Origin of the sequence: Veillonella parvula, assembly GCF_018378075.1 — a bacterium.
GTDB lineage: Bacteria > Bacillota > Negativicutes > Veillonellales > Veillonellaceae > Veillonella > Veillonella parvula_K.
Genome location: NZ_JAGZYE010000002.1, coordinates 62,474 through 81,183, shown reverse-complemented (window position 1 = coordinate 81,183; position 18,710 = coordinate 62,474). Strand labels below are relative to the sequence as shown.

Sequence of the window (18,710 nt, the reverse complement as noted above, 5' to 3'; positions counted from 1 at the left end):
GTATTATTATTATAGCTATAATAATACAGCTCATATACTCAATTGACTTTATATATCCTTACGCTGTTTGGCCTTGTGCGGCTTTTAGCTTTTCTAGTTGCTTTGCTTCCTTCCGTTTAACCCAGAAGACACGAGCACTTTCACCCAATAGGGAACGCATAGGTTTAGATACCAAAAATCTAGTACCATACCACGCCAATACGGCAAGAATCATACGACCTTTGATATGACCGCTACCTTCAGCTACCCGGTTCACATAATCTATCTCAATAGACTCTGCTTGCTCAGGCCAAATGCTATACAACATAGATGCAATAAGCCCCATCCGATACGGATCGCCAATGCCAAATCGGCCCTCTATAGCCATATCACGTGGTTTAGAGTGGTTATAGCATCGTTTCGACACAAGGAATATCTGACGCCACAACTCCGTATTTCTCAAGTGTTTCATGAACCAGAATGTAGGAATTTCAGACTTGAATGATGCTACCGGATCATTGGGATCAGGCTTTCCAAAACGTTGTTTCACAGTCGTTTTAATATCATTTACCTTTGTAAATACCTTTTCCTTGATAGATCCGTCACTATTGAAAGTAACATGACTTATTACTTCATCATCATCTTGAATATGAGCCGTTGGATCTTGTTGTATCGAATCATACCGCTCAGCACGAGCTTGTGCATCCATATCCTTAGAAACCGCATCAGGTCGTTCAATACGTTCCTTTGGACTAGGTGAGCTACCCGCCCCTGGTGATTCATCGTCATCAAAGATTGTATTGGAGCCTTGGGCGCTCTTCAAGTCATCAAAGCTTGTGCCGCTGGAGCTTGCAGTTGGACCTTGTCCGCCTCCTTGCATAGCCTTTGCAAAAGCTTCTGCTTGTGATATGTCGCCGTCATCATCCATTACCTTTTGATATTCTTCATCTACACGATTTTCAAGCCATTGTTCATAGTCTTTCACAGGACCGATCTTAAGTACACCTAAAACGTATAATTCCTTAAAAAATGGTTTATTTTGAATGTACGCTAAGTGGAGTGAAAATACGCGCCACAGCCATTTGATACGCAGCTCGCCACGATATGGCGTCCGCCCATCAATTTCGATGCTATATGTGATTGGTGCCAGTAGGATAGTCAAGATGAGTGCTACAATGATGGCCACAATAACGAGGGCCACAATAGCCACTGTACTCAACCACATCACCTCCTTAGGTGTTCCTATGATTAGTTTTCAATGCCCTTTCGAGCCATTACGCCTTGTAAGTAGTAATGTTTAATCTCTTTCATCTCCGTTACGAGATCGGCCTCATCAATTAATTCTTGAGGCGCCCCACGGCCCGTAAATACGAGTTCTGTTTCTGGATGACGAGCATCGAGTAAAGCTTTAGTTTTATCCCATGTAATGAGTTCAAAGAAAAGAGCCATATTGTACTCATCAAGTACAACGAGATCGTACTCACCACTGCTGATAGCAGCGAGTGCACGTTCATAGCCTTTTTCAATGAGAGCTACATAATCCTTCGGAGGATTACCAGACTCAAAGACAACGACTTCATCGCCCCATTTAGCAAGTTCATCCTTACTCTTCATGCCTTCTTTGATGATAAAGAATGGCTTGCCCACAGTTTCTAATGTTAAATTTGTTAAGGTAGGTAAAATAGTATGCTCACTATATACTTTAGATTTCATAAATTGTAAGAAGAGGACTTTCTTGCCAGCGCCGATGGCACGAATGGCTAGGCCGATTGCGGCAGTTGTTTTGCCCTTGCCTTCGCCGGTATAAACTTGTACATAGGCCTTCATAGATATACCTCCATTCATATACTTTTATTTTACAATATATATATACAAAAGGAAAGAAAAAGAACTTGCTATGAGCGCATATGCACGCATAACAAGTTCTTTTTAGGTCTTATATAAGCTTTTATATTTCTAATTGCTAATTGGTAAGAAAATCATAGGATCTACAGGCGTATTATTAAGGCGTACCTCGTAATGAACGTGGGCACCCGTACTTTTACCAGTACTACCCATCAAGGCTATGGTTTGACCTTGTTTCACGCTCATCCCTACCGTTACCAATACGGCACTATTATGGCCATAACGGGTAACAAAGCCATTGCCATGATCGATTTCAACGAGGTTACCATAACCGCCGCTTGTATACCCTGCAAAGGTTACCACCCCTGCCGCAGTAGCCACGATTTGGGAACCATAGTCATCGGCAATATCGATACCTTCATGGAATGCACCAATAGCACCCGTAACAGGGTCAACACGGCTACCAAATGGAGATGTAATAACGCCCTTACTTGGCCAAATACTAGGTGTCGTACTATTCACAGCACCACCAGAACCAGCGGAGAAGTTGATGGATTGTAATGCCATCAAATCTTGTGCGCCACCATCGCGAAGGATATTGCGCATCGTATAGAAACTAACAAGCAATTTTTGTGCTTCCTTATCCATTTTGGATAGTCGAGCCGATAATTGTGCCGCTGTTAACGTCTGTGCTTCACTATTATCAGCGGCTTCCTGCTTTGGGTCGCTACCATCCCCGCCACCTTGAGCTGGTGTGCCAGATTCAGCGCCCTTCAGCATTTGCTTATTCTCTTCACTAATTTGATTTAAGTTTTGGATTTTCTTATCCAGAACCTCTGTTTTTTGTTGTAACAATTTTAACTGTTCCGATTGCAATTGCGTTTGTTGACGTAATTGCACAACCTCAGCCTGGCGCACGATGCCCCAAATACCGAGTACCAATGCCAAGACCAATACTACAGAACCAATAATGGCAACGAGTTTCGCTTGCTTGGTAGTTAATGTCAATATGCAGTTGTCACCATTTCTTTCAACTTTGTTTGAAATGAATGCCGGTATTTTCAACATAAAACTTCCTTATTTCGAAACGATAGCGCTCGTCAACGCTTCCTCATTAGTACGCTCACCCAACGCTTCGTTCAAACTTTCTAATTCTTCTTGTGAAAGACTTACTAAACTTTTACCTTTCACAATAGGTTTACTAAAAATACGAGATTCGCTACGACCGTAAATACTAGAGATACAGATACCATTATTGTTGCCATCTAGCAAGGTAAGCGCAAAGGACAAATCATTTCCGATATTTTCAAAGGCATTATACTTAATAAAGCCAATTTTTTGTATCGTATTACTCTGAATATTGCGGATTGCCACTTGCTCGGATAACAAGGACTCAAGGCCCTTCGCAGCATCGCGAATTTCACTGACCTCTACAGATAATTTACGCTCTAGGCTCGCACCATGCTCCCCTTGCATAAAGAAATCGTATTTCTTTTTCAAGCTACCTAAGCGGATGTGTAAGATTACACAATATACGAATAACACTATAACAAGAACGATGGTAACCATGCCTATCCACGGTTGAATCGATTCGAACATGTATTTTCCTTCCTATACAATCATCAAAACTCCAACAGTTAATTATACCATTCCAATTGTGAAAGTTAAATGACTGCATGCAATTTAATTTAATATATCTAATATAGATAAACGATATCTATATAACAATTTATATAGCAAGTATGTAATGTATATCTAAATGTATGTGTTACATACATATTACAATGCTATTTATTAGGCTATTTATCAGCCCTCTAGTTCGTCAACAAATGGGCTTATTGCTCGTTCTAGTATACCATGTAGAGCTGCTATGAGTACACCGTAATTTACAATGGGTGTACCTTGTACAACAGCGCATTCTATACGACGTAACACCTCACGGCGTGTTAACATACAAGCACCACAGTGGATGATCAAATCATACTGTGATACATCCTTAGGGAATGCTCCCCCACTAGTGAATTCTAACTGTAAATCTGTATAGCCTTGCTTTTTTAAAAGATTAGGTATTTTTACAGTCCCAATATCATCGCATTGACGACGATGTGTACAACCTTCACTGATAAGTACCTTGGAACCAGCTTTCAAATTCTTAATAGCCTTAACACCAGTTACTAAATCCTGTAATTTTCCCTTGAACCGCGCCATCAAAATAGAAAAGGATGTCAATGGAATCGAATCGGGTGTCAACTCATCAACCCGATCAAATGCTTGGGAATCACAGATTACCATTTTAGGGGGATTCTTAAGCGAGTGAATCATAGCCGGTAATTCTTCTGTTTGGCAGACTAAAGCTAAGCCTTTATGATCGAGAATTTCTCGGATAGTCTGTACCTGTGGCAAGATGAGTCGCCCCTTTGGTGCGGCACTGTCGATAGGACATACAAGAATGATTGTATCCCCCTCTTCAACTAAACCTTGTAAAAGAGTTTGCTCCCCTTCTACATCAAGTGGTGTTAGCCCACCGAGTAGATCAAGCAACTCTAATCGTTTCGCATCAGATGTGAAGTCAGCAGAGCCAATGACAGTAACCAATTCAGATAAACCCGTATGATCTGCTATATAACGCTCTCCCAGTATATCTCTGCCTATACTAGCTTTAGACTCCGTTAAATTGTTTGGCACCGCATTAATCTCATTAATGAAAAGTGCAACAGGTACATTATTTTGTTTCAAAAGACCTAACCAGTGCATATCGTCGGAGGTTGGCTCTTCATCGGTGCGAAGCACATAAACAGCCAAGTTAATCTTTTTCACGACCTCTTCGGTTTTCTCCATGCGCAATGCACCTAATTCAGTTGTATCATCTATACCAGCAGTATCAGTAATCACCACAGGGCCAAGTGGTAAGATTTCCATAGCTTTGCTTACAGGATCTGTTGTAGTCCCTGCCACATCGGATACTAACGATACAGGCTGATCAGTTAACATATTGATCAATGTAGACTTACCAGCATTACAACGGCCAAAAAAGGCAATATGTATGCGGTTTGCCTTAGGTGTTTGTTCCATAACCTATCCTTGTTACTTAACCTTCACATATATTACAAAATATATTATAAAGCTTCTGATAAATTATCTAATAACTTATCCTATTATTTATTATAATCTCTTTAGAATACAGTAAAAGCGCAGCCCGTAGACTACACTTTTACTGCAGATTGTTATTATTACTATTACGACTATTGCAATTGCTATAGCTGTTATTATTGTTATTGTTGTTACTATTATCGTTACTATTATTGTTGGTGTTACGGCTATTGCTATTGCTTTTGCTTTTGCTTTTGCTTTTGCTTTTGCTTTTGCTTTTGCTTTTGCTTTTGCTTTTGCTTTTGCTTTTGCTTTTGCTAGCCAATTATACTCTAAACTCTATTGTTTCCGCATCTTCTGTTTGATCTTGCCCATCCATATATGCAATAAGTCTTTCTAATTCAGCTTCAGAGGAGAAAGCAATTTCAATTTTTCCTTGTACTTTTTTGCCTGCACGGAATTTAATATTCACAGGGGACCCTAAGCTTAGTTTTAAACGGTCCATTAGGGCACGAACCTCTGCCGTATTTTGAGGTTTACCAGTCTTTGCTTTAGACGATTTATTTTGCATAGACTTAACAAGGGCCTCTGCTTGTCTAGCACTTAGCTCACCCTCTTTAATACGTTCAGCTGCTTCTATTTGTTGAGCTGCACTTCTTAACGCTAATAATGGACGAGCTTGACCAACCGTTAAATCACCTTCGATAAGATCCTTTTGTACAGAATCACATAATTTTAAAAGACGAACCATATTAGCAATATATGAACGGCTACGGCCAAGACGAGCAGAAATCATTTCTTGCGTTTGCTTATAAGTATCCATCAATCCTTGATAAGCCAATGCTTCTTCAATGGGATCTAATCCTTCACGTTGTAGGTTCTCTACAAGAGCAACCTCTGTCATTTCTTCGGTATTATATTTTTTAACAATAACTGGTACTGTTTTCAATCCAGCAATCATAGCAGCACGATAACGGCGCTCACCAGCTACAATTTGATATTTATTCTTTTGTTTACGAACTACAATCGGTTGGAAAATACCAAGATTCTTGATTGATTCAGCCAATGTAGCTAGACTATCTTCATCAAAACTTTTACGCGGTTGATCTACATTTGGAACTAACTCAGAAATTGGCAGTTCATGTATCTCCTTTTCAGGCAATACAGACTCTACAGAGTCAACCTTCATTAAATTCTCAAGGCCCTTCCCCAATCCAGACGCTTTGCTTTTTTTGCTTTTAATTTCTCTTGGCATACAACTAACCTCTCTCGGCCTTACAAATATTTACAAATTTAAAATATGTAAATCACGCAAACCACCAAAAACTAATATTCTTAGCATTAGATACATACATATAACAGATACTTATTACCTTTAGGTACTTACTTCGCTTTTGTGTTTATTGAGCTTTAATACTTATTTATCCCTAGTGCTTATTTAGTTTTAGATGCTTTAATTACCTCTTTAGCTAATTTCGTATATACATCAGCACCTTTGGATTTTGGATCATATACAATGATTGGCTCCCCATAACTAGGTGCCTCACTTAAACGTACATTACGAGGAATAATTGTTTTATATACTTTATTGCCAAAGAATTTTTTTACTTCATCGGCTACTTGAATCGATAAATTTGTGCGGCCATCAAACATAGTCAATAGCACGCCTTCAATTTCAAGATCCTTATTTGATGTTTGTTGTACAATTGTTATCGTTTTAACTAATTGACTAACCCCTTCCAATGCGTAAAATTCACTTTGAATCGGAATCAATACACTATCAGCAGCAGTGAAGGCATTTAATGTTAATAACCCGAGAGATGGTGGACAGTCAATAACGATAAAATCATATGTATCTCTTACTGACGCTAATGCTTTTTTCAACATTGTTTCACGTGAAACAACGGAAACTAGTTCTACTTCAGCACCAGCTAGTTGAATTGTTGCAGGCGCCACAAATAGGTTTTCAAGCATTGTAGGTTGTACAATATCAGCAATTGGTTCTCCATCAATTAGAACATCATGCACACAGAGCTCTAAATCATCCTTTTCAATACCTAACCCAGAACTAGCATTACCTTGTGGATCCAAATCAACCAGTAATACTTTTTTACCTGCATCAGCTAAACAAGCACTCAAATTTACTGATGTTGTAGTTTTACCAACACCGCCTTTTTGATTAGTAATAGCTATAACTTTGCCCACTTAATTCACCTCACATCTTCGTTCAAAATATTTCTTTTCCATTATAACATAAAACAATGCTAATTACGGTATTTATAAATCAAATTCTCATTAATTTTTTATCTACTATATTATTTTATTTATCTACTACATTTTTCCCACTTACATTTATATTACGCACATAAACTTATAGGTAAATAACTTCATTAATATAATTACAACACTTATTTTTTATTGTTTCACGTGAAACATAGCAATTTATTCCTTTACTATATAGTACAACACAAAATAAGAAAAATTACATCAAATGTTTTATAAGTTTTACGATTAAATGTTTCACGTGAAACATCTAAGGATTAAAATCTAACGCAAAAATTAAGTTATAAAATTAATAAAAAATTTTACAGTAAAAAATTATCATATTAATATAAATCTATACCAATAGACAAATATACACAAAATTATTTTATATCATTTTTTTATTTATAGAACAACACCATTAGCGAAAGGTATAAAGTAATCAACTTTTGATCGGTAACATTATATATAACAATAATATACGAAATGTAATGAACTAATATTAATATACTTATATACTCATAACAAATTATTAGATTATATTTAATAAATTGTTTCACGTGAAACATTATGGTTAACATTAAACATATAAAACCTTCATCATCAATAACTTTTATGAACAAAAATCATTTTGATATAACTTTAAACTATACCTATATACTACTAAATTATATGAGAATACAGGCCCCATATACTTTGACAGGTATTATTCATATCTATATACTATTAGTTAGATAGTAATTAGATTGATAATCTTAAGAGTCTAGAAAAATCACTTTATAAGATCTATATATACAATTGATAACAGTAAGCACACGCTCTACGGATACGCAGAGCTTTTTATTTTGAAGAGGAGGCGTTTCTATGCCCATCTATAACGGAATGCTTCCTGCCATCGACAAAGCAGAAGTAAAACGATACGCAGGACTTCGTCACGCTGAGGATTTCCCACAAAACTATATTGACGAAGCATGTAAGGAAATCCAATTATTGGCTACACCTAGGGGTGTATATCAAGAATATGATTACGATGCAGAAACAAAAACAATTTTAAGCAATCCACCACTTAAAATTGAAGGGTCTATCATCGAAAAGCATCTAGAAAAATCTACTAAAGTATACGTATTAGGCGTAACAGTTGGAGAAGATGTAGAAATTCGTAGTGAACAGTTATTTAAACAAGGTAACTATACGGTAGGCTTATTACTTGATGCAGCAGCCACAACTGCTGTAGAACAGGTAGCTGATCAGGTAAACGAAGTAATCAATACAATTGCTAAAAAACAAGGCTATAAGCCAACTTGGCGTTTTAGCCCTGGTTATGGCAACTGGCCACTAGAAATCCAACCACAATTAGCTAAAATCATCAAAACAGAGATGATTGGCTTACAAGTAACAGAGAACTATTTATTATTCCCACGTAAGTCTGTAACGGCTATCATCGGTTTAATGCCAGCAAACGAAGATATTAAAACTAAACGAGGCTGTACATCTTGTTCACAACAAAACTGTGCATCTCGAAAATTACCAGAGAAAGCAACAGTCAACACCCAAGATGGGGGAGAAGAGGAAGGTAGTAAAACTACTGCCGACATTTCTGGTATTGCCATGAAGGGGCAACCAATACAATAGTGTTTCACGTGAAACATTGTAATTTAGGATGTTAAAGGAAGATGTTTATGTATATATTTGACGGTGCTATGGGCACAATGCTTCAAGCGGCAGGCTTAGAAGAAGGCTATTGTCCAGAGCTATTTAATATTGAAAGACCAGAAGTAGTAAAGGATATTCATGCTCAATACTTACAACATGGCAGTGATGTAATCACTACCAATACATTCGGTGCTTGTGGTCTTAAATTAGAAGATTATGATTTACAGGATCGCGTAAGAGAAATCAATATTGCAGCTGTGAAGGTAGCAAAAGAAGCCATTGCAGAGACTAAACCAACTGCTCGTGTAGCAGGTTCTATGGGACCTACAGGTCGTTTTTTACAACCATTAGGCAATATGAGCTTTGACTCCATTTATGATACATATCGTGAACAAGCCGAAGCATTAATCGAAGGTGGCGTTGATTTTATTATCATTGAAACTATCATCGACGTACAGGAAATGCGTGCCGCTTTATTAGCCTCTTTAGATGCTCGTGAAGCAGCAGGGAAGACAAAAGATGATGTACAAATCATCTGTCAATTTTCTTTTAGTGAAGACGGTCGTACTATTACAGGTACACCACCAGCAGTAGCAACTACTATCGTAGAAGCTATAGGGGCTGATATCATTGGTATCAACTGTTCCCTTGGACCTGAACAAATTACACCACTTATCGAAGAGATTGCAAGCGTTACAAATTTACCAATAAGCTGTCAGCCAAATGCCGGTATGCCTCAATTAATAAATAAACAAACTATATTCCCACTTTCAGCTGAAGAGATGGGACCATTGATGCTCGATATCGTTGATGCAGGCGCTAGTTATGTTGGTGGTTGCTGTGGTACAACACCAGCTCATATTCAATCTATTTCCGATGCGGTGAAAGCTCATACGCCAAAAGAACGTACCCACATTACACCTAAAACAATTATTACAAGTCGTACTAAACTTTTAGAGTTGGGCCATCATACAAAACCGCTTATCATTGGTGAACGTATTAACCCAACAGGTCGTAAAGTACTCGCTCAAGAATTGCGCGATGGCTCTTTCATTCGTGTAAAGCGCGATGCCTTAGATCAAGTAGAGGCAGGCGCAGATATCCTCGATGTAAACATGGGCGTAGCTGGCATGGATCAAACTCCATTGATGGAACGAGCAATCTTTGAATTATCCATGCTCGTTGAAACTCCATTGTCTATCGATACATTGGACCCAGCAGCTATGGAAGTAGCTCTTAAAAACTACCCAGGCCGCGCTCTTATTAACTCCGTAAATGGGGAGGAGGAGTCCATCACTCAAGTTATGCCTTTAGCTAAACGATACGGTGCAGCATTGCTTTGCTTGCCATTATCCAGTGGTGACCTTCCTGAAAAAGCAGAGGACCGCGTTGCTTTAGCTGAAAGTATCGTAAATCGCGCGTATGGTTATGGTCTTCAACCACATGACTTATTACTCGATCCATTGGTATTAACACTTGCCAGCGGTGAAGATAGTGCACGCCAAACATTGCGTACACTACAATTATATAAAGAAAAATTTGGCTTCCCAACAGTAATGGGCTTGTCCAATATCTCCTTCGGTATGCCTCAGCGTCCATATTTGAACGGCCAATTTTTAACAATGGCTCTCGCATGTGGCTTAACAACACCGATTATGAATCCACTCAATTATCCAGCAAAAAAAGCATTTGTATCTAGTACTACCTTACTAGGCTGGGACCCAGGTTCTGCTGAATTTATTAAAGAATACGGCTATGAAGACGAAACTACCGCTCCTGGTAACACTGCTCCTAAAGGGCCAGATAAAAAATCCTTCGATAGTAATGATCCTTTAGCCAATATTCGCGCATGTGTAGAACAAGGCGAAAAAGAAGCTATCATTGATCTTGTAAAAAAAGCCTTAGCAGATGGTATCGATCCATTAGATCTTACGAAAAAAGGCTTATCTGAAGCGATGAACGTAGTGGGGGATAAGTTTGGTTCTGGTAAGTTATTCTTACCACAAGTAATGCTTGCTGCTGAAACAATGCAGGCTGCTTTCAACACCATTAAAGAAATTATTCCTGCTAGTGAAAGCTTAGATAAAGGCACCGTTGTCGTAGCTACAGTTAAAGGCGACATTCATGATTTAGGTAAAAATATCGTAGCAGCATTGCTCGAAAACAATGGTTACAAAATCGTCGACCTTGGTAAGGACGTTGACCCAGAAGTTATCGTACAAGCTATTAAAGATAACAAAGCTGCCCTCGTTGGCATCTGTTCCTTGATGACGACAACCATGCCACAAATCGACAATACTATCGCTGCTATCCATGCAGCAGGCCTTAAAACTAAGGTCATGGTTGGTGGCGCCGTAGTATCTCAAGACTACGCAGACCAAGCAGGCGCGGATATCTACGCTAAGGACGGCATCGCTGCTGTTAACCATGCTAACGATTTCTTTGAAACACTAGAAAAATAATGTATAGTAACGAGGTACATGATGACATTAAGAGAAAAACATCAACAAGGGCAGTTCACCATTACTGTTGAATTGGATCCTCCTAAAAGCAGTTCTGCAGAAAAGACCTTCGAACAAGCAGCCCGTTTGAAAGGGAAGGTGGATGCTATCAACATCGCTGATAGCCCTATGTCCAAAATGCGCATGAGCCCAATTTCTCTTTCTTATTTATTACAACATAACAAAGAAATTGAAACTATTTTCCACCTTACATGCCGCGACCGTAATATTATCGGATTGCAATCTGAATTACTCGGTGCAGCAGCTTTGGGCGTGCATAATATTTTAACACTCACTGGTGATAAACCAGATAATGGGGACCATCCATTTGCACAATCCGTATTTGAAGTCGACTGTATGGGACTACTCAACATCGCTAAGACATTAAATGCAGGCAAAGACCTTGCAGGTAATGACCTAGACGCACCTACAAACTTCTACATCGGTGCCACTGGTAATCCTGGTGCTCCAGATTTAGAGATTGAACGCCAAAAATTAGCTGCTAAAATTCAAAATGGCGCTCACTTTGTACAAACACAACCAATTTACGATTTAGAACAGGCAAAACGCTACATTGACAAGATGTCTGAATTCGATGTACCTATCATGCTAGGCTTGATTCCACTTAAAAGCTTTAAAATGGCTACATACCTCCATGAAAAAGTGCCTGGAATTAACCTTACTCAAGAAATCTTGGACCGCATGGAAAAAGGTGGTAAAGAAGCGGGTACAGAAATTGCGATTGAAACACTTGAACAAATCAAGAAAATTGCAGCAGGCGTACATATTATGCCTTTAAATGATATCGATACAACGTTACATATTATTGACCACGTATAAAGTCATTCTGAGATTAACATATAACACCTTTCCCACGACCTCCATAGTGAACTAAGTCGTTCTTAGGGAAAGGTGTTATATGTATCTTTATCTCCGCCTCATATAGTGAACAAAATATATAATTTTGTCGTAAACGATATCATTTAATAGATATAGAGTGGGGGAGGGCATACGAACTAATTCGTTACTAAGAAAAGGAAAAGAGGATGCAAATCTATGATTTGCATCCTCTTTTTCTTTATGTAGCAATATAGCATGGGGTTTAGTTATATTAATTTATATTAGTTTCTACGCCTAAATCATTAACTGCTATACTAACGGTTTGTCTTTGATTTCTTTTGGTTTTCGTGGATATTGTTTTGGTGTTTTTCCAATTTTCTTTATATACACGATTGCTCGTTTATCCTCTAAGGTTGGCAAAGTAACGGTCCTTACTTCTTCGATAGTAGCTTTTAGTGTGCTAAGGGCTTTATTAGATTCTTTCACTTCTTCTTCGTAGATAGCTCCTTTTAAAGCAACTATGTATCCACCTTCTTTTACGTATGGCACAGTCCATTCTAAAAGAATCGGCAAGCGTGCCACCGCACGGCTCGTAGCAATATCAAAGCTTTCACGGTAATCTTGATGACTCAAATCCTCCGCACGTCCGTGTAAGGTAGTACAGTTCGTCAGTTTCAGTTCATCTATAACCGATTCAAGGAAGGTGAGCCGTTTTTTCAAAGAGTCAAATAGGGTAACCTTGAGGTTACGATTATAGATAGCCAACGGGATACCAGGAAAACCTGCACCCGTACCGACATCGATGATAGACATACCAGATTTGATGATTTCAGGATCATAACATGAGAGGGAGTCAATCATATGCTTAATCACGACCTCTTTCATGTCTGTGATACCCGTTAGATTGAGATATTTATTTGTTTCAATCATATGCACATAATACAAGTAAAAGTCTTTTGCTTGCTCTTCCGTACAGGGCAAACCAAAATGACTCATTTGCTCCATCATATATGAAACAAATTCAGACAGAGGTGCTATAGGCACATCATATTTTTCTTTCATAAGTACTCCTAATGAATTGTCTAATATGTATACGACAATAAGATTTGTAGGAAATATCTTTTAAAAAGTTCATATGAAATGCATGTTATTACATGAATTCATATTATTACATGCTATTTTTATTTACTTCTGTTGTATTGCTCTAATTGGATCAATAGAACAGATACGTCTGCAGGGGAGACGCCAGAGATACGGCTTGCTTGGCCGATGGAGTGAGGACGAATCTTGTTGAGCTTTTGTTGAGCCTCAAGAGAAATGCCCTTAATTTCTGTGTAGTCCCATTCTTTTGGAAGAATTTTTTCTTCTAGTTTGCGAACTTTATCGACTTGGTCCATTTGCTTTTTAATGTACCCTTCGTAGGTAATGGAAATATCGACAGCCTCTTCTACATCAGGTGTATAGCGTTTCAAACCAAATGCATCAGCTACAATGGCGTAAGAGAGTTCATTACGTTTTACTAAATCATAAGCATGAATACCTGTTCTAATAGGTGCTGTACCTAAACCTTCAAGCAAAACTTGTGTTTCTTTAGACGGATTGACAGGTGTATTTCGTAACATATCCATTGCTTCTTCGATAGCAGCTTTCTTTGCTGTAAATTTGGCCCAACGATCGTCTTTTACAAGACCGATTTCACGGCCTTTTTCTGTAAGACGCAGGTCTGCATTATCTTGACGAAGCAATAGACGGTATTCACTGCGGCTTGTCATCATGCGGTACGGTTCATTTGTACCTTTTGTTACAAGATCATCGATAAGAACACCGATGTACGCTTCGGAGCGAGCAAGGATGAACGGTTCCTTCCCTTGAATCCACAATGCTGCGTTGATACCAGCCATGAGGCCTTGAGCAGCCGCTTCTTCATAGCCAGATGTACCGTTGGCTTGACCTGCAGAGTAGAGACCTTCAATATGTTTCACTTGAAGTGCTGGTGTCAATTGCGTTGGATTCAAGCAATCGTATTCGATAGCATAGGCAGGACGCATAATTTCAACATTCTCAAGACCTGGGATGGTACGCAAGAAAGCATATTGTACATCCATTGGAAGAGACGTACTCATACCTTGTACATACATTTCATTTGTACCCGTGCCTTCTGGTTCTACGAATAATTGATGGCGTTCTTTATCGGCAAAGCGCACTACTTTATCTTCGATGGAAGGACAGTAACGAGGGCCTACGCCTTCGATTTTGCCACTATACATAGGAGCCCGGTGAATATTGCTATGAATGATTTCGTGCGTTTCTTTATTAGTATAGGTCAACCAACATACATCTTCATTACGATTAATCCATTCATCCATGAAGGAAAATGCGTGATGATGTGCATCGCCTTCTTGAACTACCATATTTTCAAGGTTTAAAGTACGTTTATCTACACGTGCTGGTGTACCCGTCTTAAAGCGCATCAATTCAATACCATTATCGAGTAAGGATTGAGAGAAATGTTCCGCTACGCGTTGACCATTTGGACCGCCCACATAATCGATATCACCGATGAGGATTTTACCTTTCAAATAGGTACCTGTACAAAGAATAATAGCCTTAGCACCATAAAATTCACCAAGCTCTGTAACGATACCTATTACCTTATCATCCTCAACCTTAAGTTCTGTCACCATGATTTGCTTAACATTGAGATTATCTGTATTCTCCAATGTTTGTTTCATCAAATGTTGGTATTTAATCTTGTCGGATTGGCAGCGCAAAGAATGAACGGCAGGTCCTTTGCCCATATTGAGCATACGCATTTGGATAGCTGTAGCATCCGCATTGATACCCATTTGACCGCCTAATGCGTCAACTTCGTAAACAAGATGGCTTTTACCAGGACCACCCACGGCAGGGTTGCACGGCATAAGCGCAATATTATCTAAACTGATGGTCGCCAGCAACGTGCGATGACCCATGCGGGCAGTAGCGAGAGCCGCCTCACAACCAGCATGACCGCCGCCGATGACAATGACATCATAATTATCTACTGTGTACATATCAATTAAATTCCTTATATTTGTTACTTATCTTATTGTGAAAGTTTATTTTACTCAAAACTACGAAGCCGAATATCCCAGAGCACAGTTCCTCACTGTGAATTTTCTTTAGGCTACGTTGTAGCCTAGAAAATTTTACGTTCGGAACAAAGTGAAGCTTGGGTTTAGCTCAGAGTACAGGTCGCTCGCTGAGCATTTTTCTTCGAAAAATTGCACGCTCCGACCAAAGCGATGCAGTGTCCCTGTCGTCGCAAGCTCCTCCATTGACTACCGCCCTGCTTTTACTTACCTAAACAAAAACGACTGAATAGTTCGTCGATCATGGATTCTCGGATGGTATCGCCTGTGATGTCGCCTAGTAGTTCCCAGGCACTGCGCAGGTCGGTAGCTACAAAATCTATAGGCATGCCCATGTCGATGGAGGAGAGGGCTTGTTCGACTTGTGCCTTTGCTTGTTCCATAAGGCTAATGTGGCGCACGTTACTAATCATGGCGCTGTTGTCTTGTTTTACGCGACCGCCATAGACGAGTTCTTGTACCCATTTGGAAAGAACTGCAGAGCCTTCGCCTTCTTTAGCACTGATGCGTTCTATGGCTGTAAAGGTGCCGTGTTCTTTAATATTTTCATCTGTAACGACTTGTGCCACGTCGGACTTATTGAGGAGTACGATGGTGTTTAAACCGCTCACAGAGGTCAAAATTTCGATTTCTTCAGGGTTTAACGGAGTAGATCCGTCAATAACGCAGAGCACGATGTCTGCTTTGTTGATATAATCACGAGCACGCTCCACACCAAGGGCTTCTACCGTATCTTGTGTATCCCGAATACCTGCCGTATCGATGAGGCGTAGAGAAATGCCTTCTACGGTCATATATTCTTCAATGCTGTCCCGCGTCGTCCCCGGAATATCCGTTACGATAGCGCGGTTTTCGCGCAAAAGAGCGTTCATGAGGCTCGATTTACCTGCATTTGGACGACCCACAATAACCGTCGTAATACCATCTCGAATGAGGCGACCTGTATTCGCTGTGGACAAGAGATCATCCATGGCTTTCAAAATAGGCTGTAATTGATCACGAACCTCTTGGCTCGTTACGTCCTCGATATCCTCCTCAGGATAGTCGATGGTTACCTCTAAATGAGCAATCATGGCGATGAGCTGTTCTCGCACATCTTTCACAAAGGATGAAACAGTCCCATCTAGCTGTGCCACAGCGAGGGAGAGAGAGTCCTCCGTTTTTGCTTCAATAATATCAATAATCGCCTCCGCTTGCGTGAGGTCGATACGTCCGTTCATAAAGGCACGCTTCGTAAATTCACCGGCATCAGCCATGCGCACATCGTGATTTACAAGCAATTTTAGAATTTGTCGAACCGGCACAATACCGCCGTGACACTGAATTTCTACCACATCTTCCGCCGTGTAAGAATGAGGGCCTTTCATTAATAACACAAGAACCTCGTCGATGGTCTTGTTCGTCGCTGGATCCACAATGGTCCCGTATTGAATCGTTCTATTTTGGCGGTCCATCAAAGGAACGGTGCCAATGCTCTTGAACAGGCTATTTACAATAGGAAAACTATCCTTGCCGCTGACCCGAATAATACCAACCCCGCCGATGCCGGGCGGCGTCGCAATGGCCGCTATTGTATCATCTATATACATACATATCTCCATATTTCGATTATCTAGTATTTGCTTTTGTATATGTTCTTCGCCTGTGAAAGTTAAACTAAACCAATCTTACCCGCGCGAAGATTAACTTAGGTTAGCTTTCACCATAACCTAAAGAATAAAGGGAACAGCCCTCAAGTAACGGAAAATCCTAGTTACTTGAAAGCTGCACCACTATATTTTATTTTTTGTACGAAATCACAACGTGACGGAACGGTTCGTCCCCTTCACTGTTAGTAATAACATTTTTATCGCCTTGAAGGGCAGTGTGAATGATTTTACGTTCAAAAGCATTCATCGGTTCTAAGGAAACCTTTTGACGATTGCGTTTCACCTTAGAAGCCAAGCGTTTCGCGAGATTCACCAATGTTTCTTCTCGGCGAGAACGATAATTTTCCACATCTACCACGATATGGCAATGGCCAGATACATCCTTATGAGCCACGAGATTTGTTAAGTATTGAATAGCATCTAATGTTTGACCATGTTTACCAATCAAAATACCTAGCTCTTCGCCGTGTACTTGGAATGTAATCTTATCTTTCGTCATCATCTTCTCGATAACGACAGTAAGACCCATTTGTGTAAACATATCATCAAGGAATTGTTTACCCTTTTCAGCAATTTCTTGTTGATCTTCTTTTGAAAGTTCTTTTTTAGAAGGTTTTTCTTCTACAGTACCTTCAGAAGTTTCAACTGCTGTATCTTGTACTTCTGTTTCGCTTGTTGCCACCGGCTCGGAAGCAACAGCCACAGATTGTTCTTCCGCATTAGTTGCCTCTTCTGCAGTAGCAGATTTAGCTAAAGCGGTGAAGAATAAGCGAACAACTGCTGGTTTACGACCAATGCCTAAAAATCCACTAGAAGGTTGTTCTAAGACTTTAGTTTCTACCAATTCTTGGCCTTCAGCAGCTAATTGAGCTACACCTTTAGCAATGGCATCTTCAATGGTTTTAGCAGATACATCGATAAATTCCATAGTGCCTCCTATTATTTAGCTTCTAAGCCTTTGTAAATAAAATGTTGTTGTACAAATTGGAACACATTGGATACGATCCAGTAAATAACTAAGCCAGAAGGGAAGTTAAGGGAAATGTAACCAATGAATAGAGGCATAAAGATTGTCATAATCTTTTGTTGTTGTGCAGCAGCACCAGTTGCACCGCTACTAGTTTGACGAGACATAACCCATGTGGATAATGCACTCAAAACTGGCAAGATGTACATTGGATCTGGTTCGCCAAGGCTAGGAAGCCATAAGAACTGTACATAATTTTGATCGTATGGATAGCTTTGTAAAGCATAGAAGATAGCGATCAAGAATGGCATTTGTACCAACAATGGCAAGCAACCAGCCAATGGGTTAACGCCCATTTCTTTGTACAATGCACCCATTTCCGCTTGCAGTTTTGCAGGATCATTTTTGTATTTATCTTGCAATTGTTTCATACGAGGCTGCAATTCTTGCATAGCCTTCATGGATTTGATTTGCTTAACAGTAAGTGGTGCCAAAATCGCTTTGATAACGATTGTTAAAAGGATAATAGCCACACCGTAGCTTGGATAACCTATCATTTGAGTCAATTGGAACGCATAAGTTACCAATGTGCTCATTAAATCAACGATAGGTTGGAAAATACCACTTAAAAAGTCCATTGTTTCTCCTTTTTCATACAGTCCGAAATCGTCCTTTGCGCATCTATATATCGTTATGGTATGGTCTAAATTTCATCCATACAGATGCTCAGGTATTTCCAAAACTGTGCTTGATGGTGATGGTGAAAGTTACTTTCACAGAACACATCCAGCCT

General features: G+C 39.6%; 15 protein-coding genes. 3 read left to right on the top strand and 12 right to left on the bottom strand.

Annotated elements, in window-relative coordinates; translation table 11 throughout:
• Positions 1-58: 58 nt before the first annotated feature.
• From KH286_RS03105 to KH286_RS03075, 7 genes are all read right to left on the bottom strand, one after another.
• The gene (locus KH286_RS03105; protein ID WP_038125719.1) at positions 59-1,198 is read right to left on the bottom strand and encodes a hypothetical protein; all 1,140 of its coding nucleotides are present in this window, start codon (positions 1,196-1,198) and stop codon (positions 59-61) included.
• Positions 1,199-1,227: 29 nt separating this feature from the next.
• Entirely contained in the window at positions 1,228-1,806 is a 579-nt protein-coding gene (locus tag KH286_RS03100) for a cob(I)yrinic acid a,c-diamide adenosyltransferase (protein WP_004694402.1), read from the bottom strand.
• A 129-nt stretch (positions 1,807-1,935) separates the two neighbouring features.
• Positions 1,936-2,892, bottom strand: a complete 957-nt coding sequence (locus KH286_RS03095; RefSeq protein WP_008714564.1) for a M23 family metallopeptidase — start codon at positions 2,890-2,892, stop codon at positions 1,936-1,938.
• Between the two features lie 9 nt (positions 2,893-2,901).
• On the bottom strand, positions 2,902-3,423 hold the full coding sequence (locus tag KH286_RS03090) for a DUF4446 family protein (protein ID WP_004694397.1): 522 nt from the start codon (positions 3,421-3,423) through the stop codon (positions 2,902-2,904).
• Between the two features lie 207 nt (positions 3,424-3,630).
• On the bottom strand, positions 3,631-4,896 hold the full coding sequence (hydF, locus tag KH286_RS03085; protein WP_195213403.1) for a [FeFe] hydrogenase H-cluster maturation GTPase HydF: 1,266 nt from the start codon (positions 4,894-4,896) through the stop codon (positions 3,631-3,633).
• Between the two features lie 343 nt (positions 4,897-5,239).
• Entirely contained in the window at positions 5,240-6,169 is a 930-nt protein-coding gene (locus tag KH286_RS03080) for a ParB/RepB/Spo0J family partition protein (protein ID WP_118091170.1), read from the bottom strand.
• A gap of 179 nt (positions 6,170-6,348) precedes the next feature.
• On the bottom strand, positions 6,349-7,119 hold the full coding sequence (locus KH286_RS03075; RefSeq protein ID WP_004698040.1) for a ParA family protein: 771 nt from the start codon (positions 7,117-7,119) through the stop codon (positions 6,349-6,351).
• Between the two features lie 921 nt (positions 7,120-8,040).
• On the opposite strand from KH286_RS03075, the gene KH286_RS03070 reads away from it, so the two are divergent.
• Genes KH286_RS03070 through KH286_RS03060 form a run of 3 tightly spaced genes read left to right on the top strand, consistent with a single transcriptional unit; the run spans position 8,041 to position 12,170 of the window.
• On the top strand, positions 8,041-8,808 hold the full coding sequence (locus KH286_RS03070; RefSeq protein ID WP_278617596.1) for a methionine synthase: 768 nt from the start codon (positions 8,041-8,043) through the stop codon (positions 8,806-8,808).
• Between the two features lie 47 nt (positions 8,809-8,855).
• Positions 8,856-11,291, top strand: coding sequence for a homocysteine S-methyltransferase family protein (locus tag KH286_RS03065; protein ID WP_278617595.1), 2,436 nt, complete (start codon positions 8,856-8,858; stop codon positions 11,289-11,291).
• Positions 11,292-11,312: 21 nt separating this feature from the next.
• The gene (locus KH286_RS03060) at positions 11,313-12,170 is read left to right on the top strand and encodes a methylenetetrahydrofolate reductase (protein ID WP_123138245.1); all 858 of its coding nucleotides are present in this window, start codon (positions 11,313-11,315) and stop codon (positions 12,168-12,170) included.
• 309 nt (positions 12,171-12,479) lie between these two features.
• Here KH286_RS03060 and rsmG read toward each other — a convergent pair whose 3' ends face one another.
• The 5 genes from rsmG to KH286_RS03035 all read right to left on the bottom strand — a co-directional run bounded on the left by rsmG (position 12,480) and on the right by KH286_RS03035 (position 18,555).
• The gene (rsmG, locus tag KH286_RS03055) at positions 12,480-13,232 is read right to left on the bottom strand and encodes a 16S rRNA (guanine(527)-N(7))-methyltransferase RsmG (protein WP_278617594.1); all 753 of its coding nucleotides are present in this window, start codon (positions 13,230-13,232) and stop codon (positions 12,480-12,482) included.
• Between the two features lie 119 nt (positions 13,233-13,351).
• Positions 13,352-15,223 carry a tRNA uridine-5-carboxymethylaminomethyl(34) synthesis enzyme MnmG gene (mnmG, locus tag KH286_RS03050; protein WP_278617593.1) on the bottom strand — a complete coding sequence of 624 codons (1,872 nt, stop codon included), beginning with the start codon at positions 15,221-15,223 and terminating at the stop codon, positions 13,352-13,354.
• Between the two features lie 281 nt (positions 15,224-15,504).
• Positions 15,505-16,890: a tRNA uridine-5-carboxymethylaminomethyl(34) synthesis GTPase MnmE gene (gene mnmE, locus KH286_RS03045; protein WP_278617592.1), complete on the bottom strand. Its 1,386-nt coding sequence runs from the start codon at positions 16,888-16,890 to the stop codon at positions 15,505-15,507.
• Positions 16,891-17,080: 190 nt separating this feature from the next.
• On the bottom strand, positions 17,081-17,878 hold the full coding sequence (gene jag, locus KH286_RS03040; RefSeq protein WP_227065082.1) for an RNA-binding cell elongation regulator Jag/EloR: 798 nt from the start codon (positions 17,876-17,878) through the stop codon (positions 17,081-17,083).
• A gap of 11 nt (positions 17,879-17,889) precedes the next feature.
• Entirely contained in the window at positions 17,890-18,555 is a 666-nt protein-coding gene (locus KH286_RS03035) for a YidC/Oxa1 family membrane protein insertase (protein WP_278617591.1), read from the bottom strand.
• Between the last annotated feature and the right edge of the window lie 155 nt (positions 18,556-18,710).

What these genes read in the sequence shown, in the direction of transcription:
- KH286_RS03100 (WP_004694402.1), bottom strand. Translation starts at nt 1,806, where the DNA reads ATGAAGGCCTATGTACAAGTTTATACCGGCGAAGGCAAGGGCAAAACA.
- KH286_RS03095 (WP_008714564.1), bottom strand. Translation starts at nt 2,892, where the DNA reads ATGTTGAAAATACCGGCATTCATTTCAAACAAAGTTGAAAGAAATGGT.
- KH286_RS03090 (WP_004694397.1), bottom strand. Translation starts at nt 3,423, where the DNA reads ATGTTCGAATCGATTCAACCGTGGATAGGCATGGTTACCATCGTTCTT.
- hydF (WP_195213403.1), bottom strand. Translation starts at nt 4,896, where the DNA reads ATGGAACAAACACCTAAGGCAAACCGCATACATATTGCCTTTTTTGGC.
- KH286_RS03080 (WP_118091170.1), bottom strand. Translation starts at nt 6,169, where the DNA reads ATGCCAAGAGAAATTAAAAGCAAAAAAAGCAAAGCGTCTGGATTGGGG.
- KH286_RS03070 (WP_278617596.1), top strand. Translation starts at nt 8,041, where the DNA reads ATGCCCATCTATAACGGAATGCTTCCTGCCATCGACAAAGCAGAAGTA.
- KH286_RS03065 (WP_278617595.1), top strand. Translation starts at nt 8,856, where the DNA reads ATGTATATATTTGACGGTGCTATGGGCACAATGCTTCAAGCGGCAGGC.
- KH286_RS03060 (WP_123138245.1), top strand. Translation starts at nt 11,313, where the DNA reads ATGACATTAAGAGAAAAACATCAACAAGGGCAGTTCACCATTACTGTT.
- rsmG (WP_278617594.1), bottom strand. Translation starts at nt 13,232, where the DNA reads ATGAAAGAAAAATATGATGTGCCTATAGCACCTCTGTCTGAATTTGTT.
- mnmG (WP_278617593.1), bottom strand. Translation starts at nt 15,223, where the DNA reads ATGTACACAGTAGATAATTATGATGTCATTGTCATCGGCGGCGGTCAT.
- mnmE (WP_278617592.1), bottom strand. Translation starts at nt 16,890, where the DNA reads ATGTATATAGATGATACAATAGCGGCCATTGCGACGCCGCCCGGCATC.
- jag (WP_227065082.1), bottom strand. Translation starts at nt 17,878, where the DNA reads ATGGAATTTATCGATGTATCTGCTAAAACCATTGAAGATGCCATTGCT.
- KH286_RS03035 (WP_278617591.1), bottom strand. Translation starts at nt 18,555, where the DNA reads ATGGACTTTTTAAGTGGTATTTTCCAACCTATCGTTGATTTAATGAGC.